This is a genomic window from Bradyrhizobium diazoefficiens (genome assembly GCF_016612535.1).
Lineage (GTDB): Bacteria > Pseudomonadota > Alphaproteobacteria > Rhizobiales > Xanthobacteraceae > Bradyrhizobium > Bradyrhizobium diazoefficiens_C.
Genome location: NZ_JAENXS010000006.1, coordinates 23,965 through 37,143 on the forward strand (window position 1 = coordinate 23,965; position 13,179 = coordinate 37,143).

7 protein-coding genes are annotated in these 13,179 nt (G+C 59.1%); 5 read left to right on the forward strand and 2 right to left on the reverse strand.

Annotated elements, in window-relative coordinates:
• Nucleotides 1-157 precede the first annotated feature (157 nt).
• Nucleotides 158-1,321 (forward strand): hypothetical protein, encoded by a 1,164-nt coding sequence (locus JJE66_RS36205; RefSeq protein ID WP_200520576.1) that lies wholly within the window; start codon nt 158-160, stop codon nt 1,319-1,321.
• Nucleotides 1,322-1,592: 271 nt separating this feature from the next.
• Here the strand turns inward: JJE66_RS36205 and JJE66_RS36210 are convergent, their stop codons facing one another.
• Complete coding sequence (locus JJE66_RS36210) at nt 1,593-2,318, reverse strand: LuxR family transcriptional regulator (protein WP_200520577.1); 726 nt, start codon at nt 2,316-2,318, stop codon at nt 1,593-1,595.
• Nucleotides 2,319-5,031: 2,713 nt separating this feature from the next.
• Here JJE66_RS36210 and JJE66_RS36215 point away from each other — a divergent pair.
• The 4 genes from JJE66_RS36215 (at nt 5,032) to JJE66_RS36230 (ending at nt 11,199) form a co-directional block, all read left to right on the forward strand.
• Nucleotides 5,032-5,781, forward strand: a complete 750-nt coding sequence (locus JJE66_RS36215; RefSeq protein WP_200520578.1) for a hypothetical protein — start codon at nt 5,032-5,034, stop codon at nt 5,779-5,781.
• A 53-nt stretch (nt 5,782-5,834) separates the two neighbouring features.
• Nucleotides 5,835-6,518: a hypothetical protein gene (locus JJE66_RS36220; RefSeq protein ID WP_200520652.1), complete on the forward strand. Its 684-nt coding sequence runs from the start codon at nt 5,835-5,837 to the stop codon at nt 6,516-6,518.
• Between the two features lie 3,798 nt (nt 6,519-10,316).
• Nucleotides 10,317-10,844 (forward strand): transglutaminase-like cysteine peptidase, encoded by a 528-nt coding sequence (locus JJE66_RS36225; RefSeq protein ID WP_246756846.1) that lies wholly within the window; start codon nt 10,317-10,319, stop codon nt 10,842-10,844.
• Nucleotides 10,845-10,872: 28 nt separating this feature from the next.
• Nucleotides 10,873-11,199, forward strand: a complete 327-nt coding sequence (locus JJE66_RS36230) for a hypothetical protein (RefSeq protein WP_200520579.1) — start codon at nt 10,873-10,875, stop codon at nt 11,197-11,199.
• Nucleotides 11,200-12,541: 1,342 nt separating this feature from the next.
• On the opposite strand, the gene JJE66_RS36235 is transcribed toward JJE66_RS36230, so the two are convergent.
• Nucleotides 12,542-13,006 carry a 6-pyruvoyl tetrahydropterin synthase family protein gene (locus tag JJE66_RS36235; RefSeq protein ID WP_200520580.1) on the reverse strand — a complete coding sequence of 155 codons (465 nt, stop codon included), beginning with the start codon at nt 13,004-13,006 and terminating at the stop codon, nt 12,542-12,544.
• Between the last annotated feature and the right edge of the window lie 173 nt (nt 13,007-13,179).

Below are 13,179 nucleotides of genomic sequence, written 5' to 3' on the forward strand. Positions count from 1 at the left end.
GATGCATCTGTCAAGGGGCACGAGCGCACCGCTATGATTTTCGTCCCGCGTAACCGGACTTCTTCAGAACTCTCGATATTCGATCCAGCTGGTCAACTGGTGCGGTTTGCCGCGCTTGTTGACCTGGGCTGCACCACACCAAAACGGAGGCTCTCCAATGCGGAAGATACTTGTAGCTTGTAGCATGCTCGTTCTTGCTCAAGCTCAAGCCAATGCTCAAGATTCCCACCTGCTTGCCGCGGTGGAGCAACCTGCCGCGGCAGGTGAGGCTGATGATCAATCGGCCCAAGAGCCATTTGGAACGCCAGAGGCTCCAAGCCCAGTTCCGGCTGATACTACCGAGTTGGGGTCCATTGACGCGACCATTATGTTTCTTGCGGACGTATATGGACCAGCGCCACAAACAGCGGAGCGTCGCAGTCTTCGTTATGAACAAGCCAAGAGATACATTGACGCGCATCCGGGTACGCCTGGCGTGCTGTTCATTGAAGACGTCATCGATCATCGTGGCTCGAACGACTTGGGACCACATCACGAGCTCGAGTATCGCGAGACGCCGGCTCACTATTACGTGGGCGGCGGGACTCTAAATGACACTGTGTTCGGCTTCGTTGACGGACCGTTTCCTCCCGTGTGGACGATTGAGGCGGCACCGGTCTATTCCAGTCTTATCTATGTCGATGCACAAGGCAACGAGACGTATGTCAGCGAGAGCAAGGTCAAGCAGATGAACGATCTCGCCCCCGAACTGCTGGACGAGATGATGCGACGCCAGGATGCGGATCGACGTTATCATGCCGATCAAGGCTTTCGGGCAGATGAGATTCAGAGAGCCGCGGATAACGGCGATAACTTCCGCCTAGCCCAACTCACCGAGCAGAAACGGCAAGCACAAGCTGCGTATTGTGCGGCGATGCAGGTGCGTCAGAAGCGGGATGCGGAGATCGATCGGATGCATGACCTCAACTCGAAGGCGGACGCCGGTACGATCAGCGCTCCCGAGCGAGGGGAACTCGACAACTACTCCAAGCGATCTGAGTTCATCGACTCGACTGCACTTATTTCTGACCGCGATGCCGCTGGTCCTCCGCCAATCAGCTGCCCATTGTGTCGGAGCACGAACATCGCAGTATTGCGAACTCGACATTTTACGGGGAGATACCAGTTTACCTCTAGCGAGGACCGGTCTGTGGTCATGGCTTATCGCCACGGTTACGCAGGTCCTATTGGCCTGCTGATCGGTCTGCCGAAGGATCTGTCAGGACCGATATTCGGTAACTGGACCAATGCGGGAATGACCTTGCCGTCCCCCCAGAAGTGACAGCAGTTTGCGACGCCGCCCAGCATGGTCTGCATAGGCACGATCAGGACCGTTCCGCCGGTCCGTGCGAACCTAAGCCCGTGCTTACTGGAATGCTCGGCGCCTGGTCAGTCCTTGCTGGCGCTATCGAATCGGCGAAAGCGGTCGTCCACGAGAACCGGCTGCCACGGCTCCGTGCGGCTCGAGGCGATGTCCACGCTTGTGGTTTGCAGTTCCAGGACGGACGCCTCTCACCGAACGATTCGGTCGGTGCAAGGGACGGGCCGGGCATTCAAATGAGGTTCTGGCGAATGGCCTTTGCAATTCCGTGGGTCCGGTTTGAAGTACCGAGCTTTCGGATCGCGTTCTTGAGATGGAAGTTGACCGTATTCTCGCTCACCTCGAGTATCTTGCCTATTTCCCAGGAGGACTTGCCCTCTCCCACCCATCGCAAGCAATCTTTTTCCCGCTCTGACAGTGCAACTTCGCAAGTTGAGCCCCTCGCGGGGGGGCGCGAGATCTCGGCAAGGGCAATGTGGAAGTGCCAGGCTAATACGTTGAGATGACTCATCTGGCACTGCGGATCAGCATCGTCGAACGGGGATGCAAAGGATGCCAGAGCGACTTGGCCCAATGGTCCGTACAACGGCACGCTCATACCGTGCTTCAGACCTGCCTCTTTGGCTTCTGCGAGTACGCGCTGCTCGCTGGGTTGCAACTGACATTTCTTGGCAAGTTGATCCCACAGGAACGGCCGCGAAAGCGTTGGTGCCCGTCGTACCACCGGATCTATGACACGGTACTTGCGTTCAACGTACCGGCCGCACCAATCGGGCGGGAAGGTCACCGTCACCGCTGAGGGCAGATATTCGGGTAGACCACATGCCTCGGCGAAAGTGAGGGCTCCATAAGCGACTTCAGTGAAGCCTTTCTCACTTGCGCAGCTTACGAGAAGGTCGAACAGGACCTTGATGGAGTGCGTTGCCTTGGCGCATTCGATGAAATTGAAAAGATCCATGTAGCGCCTCTCGAGGCCGCGCGCCCCAAATGTCGTACTGCGTCGTTGGGCGGAGCTTGTTGAGGGCGGAGCGTCGTTCGATCGCCTTCACCGTTGGCTTCGCCTCTTTGCAATGCGAGCGCTCGAGCGTTGCGGCACGCAGTTCCCGAGTTGGTTAAGCTCTCCCGAAACGCGCTCGGAAGGATAGGCGCCTCGAAGCAGCGGCGGCTTGAGAAGGCCGCGGACGGCCATCGATCGCCTAGGCGCGCGGACACATCGCAACTGTCGCGTCGACACACTGTGATGCCGCTGCTGGGGGCGCGCTGACGAGGAGAACGGTGCGGCGTCCAATTCGGTCCCAGGTCGGCTTCTGGTTGCGATTCGGCTCGTCGCAGCGCGCAGCGCCGGCTTTTACGAAGAGCGAAAGTGGCCGATATCGCGCTGTCGGCGAGCATCTCGCTGACTTGAGCATGACTGACGTCTAAAAGTGTGCGGTTGTGCCATTTTAGGGGCCATAGCGGTGGCGGGGCCTCGACGTACGTCTTTAAGTCTCCGCAGCCCGGATCCACGGTGGAGCGAAGCGCTTCCGCTTCCTTTGTTCGATGCTGGTGACGACGCGCTTGATGGGCCGCACGAGATCGCCGTTGCCGAGGACGAGAGCGCGCAAGGCTCGCACGCCATCTCAAGGGCCAATGGCCAAGACTTTCAGCTCGTCGCGGCACATGTTCCCTCACCTCCGCCACTGACGCCGTTGCGATCAACTCGCACCGTCCAGAATGGCCGGAATTACGCCGGCGCGCCTGACCTGGAGCTGGGATGCGGGCCCGCGCGCTGTCGCCACTTTGCTTCATCGAGACGAAACGGTGCATGCGGCACTCCGGCACTTCCGAGCTGGCCTGAAGACAGCAATTGCCGTACCAGTTCCCGGCAGTCATGAATTCACTTCTAAAGCAGTCTGTTGAGCCATTCGCCGGTCGTTCGCCGGGCCAGAGGACCGAAGCAATTCCGACATTCGTCCGAATGCGACACTGCGCTTTACTACAAGCGCGATTTTTGGCGATGCAGGTCTGCACACTTGCCGCTGGGGACGACAGACGCACCCCGTCTGCCGCACCAGGCAGCCGCGCAAGAGGCGCCCCTGTAATCCCATGCACGGCGAAGCGTATGGTCGAGAACTGCTGAACGCGGCCGACCGTCAGACCGACGTCATCCAGTCCTGGCAAACAAGGATCGAGCGTGCCGGTGCGGCACCAATGCTCCAGGTCGCGACCAGCGATTCGCTCCCCCTCGATGTCAGAGCATACTCGGCCGCTGGCTGGTCCACTTGCGGATCATCGGACAGATCGCCTTGACCGGATACTGGACGACGCATGCGGCTGAATGGCCGCCCCCTTCAAGATCTGTACGATGGACCGGTGCTCATCGCTCGACGCCGTCCCCGATCTGCACAGTTGCGGGCAGTTGCCGCCAGGCTCTCACTATCGACGACCGGAATAAACCAGATGCCAACACGTCATTCCAATTGCCCGGGGCGGCAGCACTGCTCCTCGACTGAGCTTTTCAAGGCGCGATCGTTGTCACATGGTTGACCGAATGTGGCACTTGGTTGTTGCCAAGAGCCTCGGTCGCGTTGCACCAGAGACTGAGCGAGTGACGACGGGATTGAGGCGTGCAGCATCCCGTCGTTCTGGAGCGTTCGCGCCAAACGGGAATGCGCCACAACCCGAATGCGCGACCCGCGAACAACACCCTCGGCGCCGTTTACATCCGACGTGCGCCGAGGGCTTTTGCGTGCACGGACAATGAATCCGCTCGCAAAGTCAACATCAACTCTTTTGGTCCATTCAGTGCAACTCCCCGCTAGGAGGACCGACGAACTCCAGAATCGACTCTGCCTTCTGAACCTCGTGCGCGAGGCGCTTGAAAATACGAATGGCAGACGCCGGCGTAATGAGGAGTCCAACTCTCTCGCAGGCGAGTTCGAAGTGACGCGCGACCTGCTCGTTACTAGGGGCAACTCGGCCCTGCAGCGCGCATCTGGTTAGCGAGGCGAGCATGTGCTCGACCACATCCATTTCAGCCTGAATCACCCCTCTTCCTTCTTTCAGCTGTTGGCCCGCCCGCAAACGTCATCTCGCCAATTGACGGCCAAGTTATGACCGACACACTAGCGGTCCGTCCGCGGCGGGGCTCGCCTCGCGACGAGCCCTAGCACGACGTGCGAGCATGGCACAACCCGCGATGACTTGCGTCGACAGCTCATGCTGCACACTTCGCTGCGCGATGCAGCTCAATTGCAAAGCTGTCGAAGCTTCCAACAAGTCTAAACTTCAGTCGAAGATGCCTGACTCGACCGCGGCACAGCGCACAATGCTCTCTTACAGCTGAGCTGGTCCTGCCGCTGATCCAGCTCGCCTGGCATTCGCGAGATGCGTTCTCGCTTGCGCCCGATATCTTGCATCCGCACCGCTGCTAACAAGCGATGGACGCCGCATGTGCTTGGCGCCAGAGTTAAAACCTGACGCAACGTCAGATCGACGGCGATGGCCGCGGTCGGGATTCTTCAAGCTGTTAGATTGCTGCGAACCTGACGTAGAGCGCCGCCACGTCAGACATCGCTCGCAAAACTTTGCAAAACTTCCACAACCTCTTCTTTCTGCCATGTTCACATCGAAAGCAGCGGCTGTCGATCGCGCCTCGCGGTTGGCGTATCGGATGTCTAAAAAGGAATTCCATGGCGAAGCCGGTTGTAATTGTGGTGGGCGCGGACAAAGGTGGGGTCGGCAAGACGACCGTATGTCGGACGCTTCTGGACTATTTCAGCGTGAACAAGGTGCAGACCCGCGCCTTTGACACGGAGTCACCGCGAGGTACGCTGAAGCGCTTCCATTCCAACATCACTGAAATCGTCGATATGACGACGACCGCAGACCAGATGAGGATCTTCGACACCTTGAACGCAGGGCTGTCGGTGACCGTGATCGACGTCCGCGCAGGCTTGCTATCGGTCGCGCTGAGCTCATTGCGCGACATCGGATTCTTGGACGCAGTGAAGTCCGGCCAGATCACCTTTGCCGTCTTCCATATCCTTGGCCCGTCGATCGCTTCTCTGGACGAGATTGCCGAAACTGCCAACTTCATGAACGGCGCAAGATATTTCCTGGTCAAGAATTTCATCAACGATACTCAGTTCTTTCAATGGGATCAGTCGACTTACGACTCGTATTTTCATTGCATCAAGGGCGCCACCGAACTGACGATCCCGAAACTCAACGAAATGGCCTATGAGCAGGTCGAGGTCGCTTCCGTTCCGTTTGTGAACTTCGCAGCAAACAAGGGACCGCTCGATGAGATCGCGAACCACTCCTTTGTGCTGCGCGGCTATGTCCGGCACTGGCTGGCCAATGTCTGGTCCGAGTACGACCGCATCAATTTGATCGATCTGACCGGAGCCACATCAGCACCCCGCAGCAGTGAAACGTAGTCCCTTTGGTATGCACCTTGGGGAATATACGAACGCGTGTGATGCCGCTGGAGATGCCACCTACACCGGTCTACATCATCTGCTCTCCCAGCCTGCAGGTCGGCAAGACGCTGATCGCGCGGCTCTTGAGCGAGTTCTTGCTGCTCAAGAACGGATCGGTGCTCTCCTTCGACATCAATTTGAGGGAGCCGTCGCTGGTCGATTACCTGCCCAAACTTACCGAGACGGCATATGTGACCGACACCTGGGGCAAGATGCAGTTGATGGACCGGCTCATCCTGGACGACGGGGTCGCAAAGGTGATTGATCTCGGTTTCCACGCATTCGACGAGTTCTTCAAGATGTGCATCGAGATTGAGTTCGTGAGGGAGGCGGTACGCAACCAGGTTGCACCGATCATCTTATTTGTCGGGAGCGCCGATCGCCTCTCATCACGCTGCTATGAGGTGTTACGGCACCAGATCCGCGCACCTGCGCTGATCACCGTCCATAACCAGTACGTGCTGCGCAGCGAACTGCCCGAAGCAATGGACCGCGGTCCTGTGCTGCGCATCTTCGCACTGCCCCAATTTTTAAGAACATATATCGATCGCCTGACGTTTTCCTTTACGGGGTATTTGCGCCACGAGAAGGATTCGACCACGGAGCTGCACCAATGGATTTGGCGGAACTACACCCTGTTCCGCGACATTGAGCTGAGCCTTGCGCGGAGCGCTCGTCAGGGGGCGAGGCGATGAGTCGGTGACCCCATGCCCTGCGATCTCACTCCACCTTGAACACCTCCCGAGACCTGGCGCGACGAGCTCCAGCGCCCGAGTGGATGGCGCCGGGTGCCCATTGCGCACACTTCCGATCATGATCGCGCTCTCATTCGCGCCAACAGCGAGGCCGCCTCGGACGGTCCGAGGCCAACGACGCCTATGAAGGATGCCGGCGGCCTTGGAATGTTCTCACGAATGGGCTTCCAAAGATGCAGGCAGTACCTGCTGTTGTTCACGTATTGCGAGTATGGCGGGTGCAGCTGCATCACGCATTCCTCTTCATCCCAAAACAGGTCCTTGACGAAGCACATCTCTTCCCAGTTCGGACAACGCCGCGGCGTCGAGACGGAGACGTGCTCCCATCCCGGGCGGACCAATGCTGCGATTTGCAGTTTACAGCCGCAAGGTCCTTGAACAAAAAAGAGACCACAAGGACCTGACCCTGGCGCGCTGGCGAACTGCCCATGCTGCACGCGGCCGGCCTCAAGTCTATCTATGATCTGCGCTCTCACGCGTCCTCCTTGGCTTTGCTAACTGCTTTGACGTCGGCGCACACGAACGCGTCCCCCTGTGCGTCATCGACTCTACCCGATGCGATAAGTCAGCCTGAAACAATCCCAATACGTCATCTATGTGGCCGCATGCCTTGAGCTGGTTAGTCAGTGAAGCTAGTGCTCGCATTCGCCGCTGCATGCCGTCTAGCGAATGATCAGTCTGTGGGAAAGTGGCGTTCGGCGGCGCGTTCCGAAAGAGCTTCGACAGCTGCGGATTTGAATATCTCCGCCGGGACCCGTGGAGCAACGCCGACTCATCGGCTGCGAACGCGTTAGTCCAAATGTCGCGGCCCAAAGCGCGGGATTCGAGCAAGCTTCGTCAAACGGGTTTCGTTGACGAAACGATCGGAAGAGACCGCTCGCGCACGGCTTAGCATTCACGTCCGGTTTGTGACACAGATGTCGGAAACCGGACCATAAGCCCGACACCATTTGCCGCGGCGGCGCCAAAAAGCCCGGGGATTTCTTGCCCCAACCAACGCCTACGGCACCGCTTCCGCGGCACGCCGATTGCTGAGTGCAGCGTGCGGCAGCGAACGCTTGCGCACATCCCACCAACTGGGGATCACTCCATGATACTTGCTCAACTGACGCCGATCAACACGCGGACGAATCGCGGCTTGACCATTGTCCAAGGTACAGTTGCCGGTCGTTGCAATCACGACCGAACCGATATGTGTAATCAACCGATCCGAGACCGCCCAGCGCTCGGCTTGGCCTAACGTTTCAATCGGCTGTCGATGAAGGCGGCCGCGCGTTGACCGCTCTGATCATCAATTTGCGAGCAATGGGCCGTTTCGCCTGATCATGGTGACCTTCGAGTTCGCGCGGATCCCTGCGCTCGCCTCGATCCTCAATGGCATAGATGAGCCCTGATGATGCACTGGCGCGTACCAAGACGACGCCTGATCAACGCGCAGGACGCGTTGCGAGGAGCGCGTTGTGATCTTCCCGTGCGGTCGGTCACGCCACGACCTTTGTCGCTTGCTGCCATCGTCCTCGCCGCGCTTCTCTGGGTGTGCATCTGCTGGCTTATCGGAGCTCTGTGAATGGGCGACCTCAACCGGCCACGGGCGCGTGCTGCGCTCAATGCGCCGACGACGTGGGTCGCCGAGTTCGCCCGCGCCCAGGCCAGATCCAAATGATTTGGGGAATCGCATTTTCGGTCAGCTTGTGGGCAATGCTTATCGCCTACTGCGTCGACAGTCCGGGAGCGTTCATCGCTGCGAGTCTTGCCGCGGCACTGAGTCTGTGCCGCCTTTTTGATTAGGCCAAGTACCCGGAGGATGACGCAAATCCGCCGACGAGAGTTGCGCACGAATCTCCTTTGGGCACCCCGATCGTAGATGGGCGCCTCACCCGCGTCGGGTCGTTGGCGCTCGTCCTCGATCCGTGATCACACCCCCCGTCTTGAGGCACTCAGCCGCGCTCTTGGAAGGACGATCGGGAGCTGCGGCGTTGCTCGGCTCGAGCCGCGCGATGGTCCCAAGAGTGCTGTCGGCGGTCGATGGAAGGATGAAAACGATCGCACTGCCTCAACATGAAAAAGCCCGACGCCCTCGGGGCAGGAGGAGGTGCGTCGGGCCCAACCTAGCGAGGTTGGGGCATCGACGCGGCGCTGAGGGAGCCCATGTCCATGCCCACGATGATTGTTGCAAGCGATGTGCCGCCGCGATTGGTCGAAAGATTTTCCCGAGGATCATCGAATGTGGTGCCGCCAGCCGTGGCGGGTACTCCTGCGTGAGGACCATACACAATTTCTTGCGAGCCCGACAATGTCCCGAATCCTACGAAGCCCGACATGACGGGTCGTTATTCAACACGGCCAAGAATGTCATAGGCTGGTCGATGCGGCTCATTGTGCACCGCTCGGCTGTGCAGCACGAAAAGCCCGACGCGCCTTGCCGGGTCAGAAGGCGCGTCGGGCCGCCGAGGCATAGGCACTGGAGAGCCTAGCCCTCGGGAGTCTTCAGCAAAACACGTGCCACTCTGAAGGCTGATAATCAGTCGCGTGTATCGATTGCCGGGACGACGCGCGTGCTCACTTCACGATACACGATCCGACCCGAGCGTCCGAATTCGATGGCGCTCCTGGGCGACAGCATGCGTGATCGTCCTATCGCCAGATCCGCAAAGACTTCAATCGAGCCGGTGAGATAGGAACTCGGCATTGGCAGGAGGCAGCATTTGAAGCGACCTCGATCATGCGCTCGCTCACTGACATCCCTCGCCCACCATCCGTATGTTGCCCTCGACCGCCGAGAGAGAGTCTTCGCGGAAGCCCGCTAGATTGACGTTGCTCATTGCTCCTCATCGACGTCTGTTAGTCTTTCCCGCTCGGCGGCCCGCCATTCCAGCCTCTGATACTCCTCGGCGATTTTAAGCAGCTTGGCTTTTGACTTTTGGCATTCGAACGACTCCGCCTTGGTAAGCGTCGCTTGAGCTCGCTGCCGCCAGTGCCTTGGACCGAACGATGGGCCGTTGCGTTTCATGGAAATGGATATGCAACGGCTGGACCAGGTAAAGCGGCGTCCGACTCGGGATACGCAGGAACTTCTGGGGCGCAGGTCACAATTTTTCAATATCGGAAGCGGCGCCATCTTCGACCAGGGCGGACATTATTGATGTCGCGAGGATCGTTGGTGGAAATCCCTGAGAGGCAAAAGTAGCGCAGGTCCCGGTTGCCTGGCGGACTCTCCGCGCTGGCAAGTGAAGAGTCGTCGGCAGTTGGGTGCCGTGCGGACTTCGCGCAGCGAATTGTCCGCCGAACGGCGCGTGAGCCTGAACACACTCGCGCGACATTCATGGGGGCTTGAATCGTACGTGGCGTCAGATTGTACGGTTTTTGGACCAGAGGGCGAGCCTTTCCCCGTCCTCGATCTCTTCCCGCGCAGTCACAGAGGTTGCACATGTCTTGCAGTTTTGGGGTCACGACGCACGGGCTGCCGCCACGGAATGGACCTGCGCATCGCTTGCGGAACGCGGCGTCGCAGACGTGCTGCGATCGACAGAACCTTTGGGCGGCGACGTTCCGTCGGTCACTTGGGCTCTTACGTCCGCCGCGTTCGATCTGTCGTTCCGTGCCGGAGACCTCGGGTCTGATCTGGCTCGCGTCAGCTACAGCATGCCCAGGACATTAATCCTGGCTGCAGTCGCAGCCACTACATTTGTGTCTCAAATGATGACGACCGCTCGATCAGCCGATGGGAAATTGTCAGCTATGCCGACGATCGCGGCGTCGGCGTCTCCGCACCTCAAGCTTGACCGTCTGACGCTCGCTCCAATGGCATATACCATGTTCTGCGTCCGCTATCAGGATGAATGCCGCGTCCGCCCCCTGTTTCGCGGCGGTCCGGTCCACCTGACCGAGACACGATGGTCAGATCTGAAAGAAGCCAACCAGACGGTCAACAGCACCATTATCCCGGAAGCGATTGAGCCCGGTCCGTCGGTGGAAGCCTGGCTCATTGATCCGGAGCGCGGCGACTGCAACGACTACGCCGTCAGCAAGCGCCACAAACTTCTACAGCGTGGGTGGCCGCCGCGAGCCCTACTGCTCGGCGAGGTCGTGACCACCTCGGGCCAACATCATCTGGTTCTGGTGGTACGGACTAAGAGCGGCGATCTTGTGCTGGACAATTTGACGCCACAGATCCGACCGTGGTCACGCGCCCCCTATCGCTGGGTTCGCGTTCAGTCACCAAGCAATCCACGATATTGGCGTACTGTCGCACAGCGCGGCGAGTAAGCGCCTCGCAAATTGTAACGAGAGATGAGTGGTTTCGGGCGAAAGGCAGTTCAAGCGGATCGATCCCGCTGAACCGTACCAGGAGAGTTCACCTATGCGCTGTCCGAAATGCGAGGCCGACAAATGGTACGAAGTTGCAACGCACGATCCCTGGAGCGGTCGGCCGGTGATCGCCTGCAAGATCTGTGGCGAATATGCCGAGCCCGAGGCGCTCAAGGGTGAAGACGCGCACGATGTCATTGCCCGCGTGCTTGCGGCTGACTTGATCGGCGAGGGCCAGGCTGACCCGCGGGCCCTTGCGAGCAAGATCCTCCGAGCGCTAGAGAATGCCGGCCTGACAATCAGCCGCTCCTGACGTGATTCCCCGACCCTAGCTGATTCCGATGCCGCGGAATCAGAAACGTTCGGGTCTCGTCCACGCTTCTAAACGGTTGGAGTCCGATTTCAGGCACACTGGGGTTCGCGACAGATTGATGCCTGTCAAGCCTCGGTGACATGTTGCAAAGCCTGAAGCCCGCCCCGTCGGGAACTTGACGGCGCATGTAGAAATGCGCGCAGAGGTGGTCTCGACCGCAACCATGACTATGGAGCCGCTTGTCTCTGCCGGTGATTGCGAGAGGCGCAGTCGGTTGTTTCCAGAACGAAAGAACCTCCACTTGGCCATCGAAAGGGCTTGAACCTTACGCTGCGTAAGATTGTAGGCTTGCCGGTGCGGCGAAAGCTGGTTTGGCCTGCCACACGCCGAGATCATTGAGCCGCCAGAACATCTGGCTATTCGCTTGACGTCTGCGGCTGTTGCTAAGGAAAAACCGATGATACCGGGGCGAATGACGACCAAACTCAACTCAATCGACCGCATGTTTCTGAAGATTCGAGAACTGATCGACACGGACGACTCGATCCCGCTTGAGCTTCGTGCGTCACTGCACACGACACTGGACAGACATCTTCGCCTGGCAAAAGAGGGGTTTTTCAAGACCCCTGTGAGAAGTCAATAAGCGGCTTGCGTCGCCCGGCTTCTGCTCGGTTTGCCCGCGTCTTGGTGAAGTGGCCCGAATGCGCAACCATCTCCGTGGTAGCAAACATGGACATTCTACAGTTCTTTAAGCGAACGTCATCGCACGATGATAAACTTTTGCATCTGTATGCTGACGCGCCAGTTGCGTGCGCTTGCTTATGCACAGCTCCTTCGCTTTGCTTGGGCACGCGATCGACAGGGAGGCTTAGCAGGTTTGCCCACTTGGTGTTTGATCTCGTTGGCGCGCCGCAAAGCCTCACCCAGAACCGATCGCCAACCCGGCATGCTGCACTTCGGGCTGACCGTGACCCATGTGGAGGGATTCGCCTGAATGGCTTGGGTGTCCGATGTCTCCAATTGCACCGAGAAGCCGGAGCCGACGAGCAGCGTCGGTGGCGCCGGGTCGCACAGCGCACGGCTCGCCAACCGTAATCACGACATGCGGAGCGCTGAACGCCTGCACCGCAAGCAAGAACGTCCTCCGGCGACATCATGGCGCAGGTGTTGGTATCCTCGGTCTAAATCATCATGTCGCCTATCGGCACCCGCCGCTCTGGATCGGCGAACCAAGGGTGCTTGGTGTGGCACCCGGACACCTGACCGAGCATGCCTGCAACGGTACGAACATGGACGGTGTGCCGGTCGTGCAGACTTCTCCTGGATGATCTCGAACATTTCACTAATCGGCAGCACGGCCCGCCTCCCGATAGATGGCGCTGTTCGCGCCGTGCTCCTTCACCTCGACTGACACCAGCCGGCAACGCGGAGCAAATCCTCTTTCCAGCAGCCAGTTGCTGCCGACGCGGAAGACGTGTTCGGCAAATTTTTCGCAGCCAACTGCGGGAAGGACAACGACGTCCGCCAAGCCGCGCCGTGCGGCTTCGCGGAACCATTCAAGCTCGGGGTCGTCCGCGGCTACGACCGTCTTATGGTCGAACGTACCTTCGAGGATCGCCCTCAGCTCTTTGAGGTCGCCAAAATCGACAACCCAATTCTTGTCGTCCGGCATGTTGGCTTCGAAGTCGAAACGAAACGACAGCGAGTAGCCGTGCAGCAGGCGACAGTGCGACTTTGCGCGCCACTGGCGAAACGTGGCAGATAGGCCGACCTCATGGCCGTATGTCTTCGTCGACAAGTATGCCACGCCTAGTCCTTGATCTGTTGCATAAATTCACTGCCCGTCGCCTTGCTGTCGCGGGAATGCTCGGCGCATGACGCTGGTAGTCATGAAGGGGCCCCTCGAGAGGAGGAACGCCTCGCCGCAAATGTGCGACACATTATCGACCTGGTGGGGGCCGATGACGCTCCGGTTCGGTG

Coding starts and splice junctions, on each gene's coding strand:
- JJE66_RS36205 (WP_200520576.1), top strand. CDS start 158: ATGCGGAAGATACTTGTAGCTTGTAGCATGCTCGTTCTTGCTCAAGCT.
- JJE66_RS36210 (WP_200520577.1), bottom strand. CDS start 2,318: ATGGATCTTTTCAATTTCATCGAATGCGCCAAGGCAACGCACTCCATC.
- JJE66_RS36215 (WP_200520578.1), top strand. CDS start 5,032: ATGGCGAAGCCGGTTGTAATTGTGGTGGGCGCGGACAAAGGTGGGGTC.
- JJE66_RS36220 (WP_200520652.1), top strand. CDS start 5,835: ATGCCACCTACACCGGTCTACATCATCTGCTCTCCCAGCCTGCAGGTC.
- JJE66_RS36225 (WP_246756846.1), top strand. CDS start 10,317: ATGCCGACGATCGCGGCGTCGGCGTCTCCGCACCTCAAGCTTGACCGT.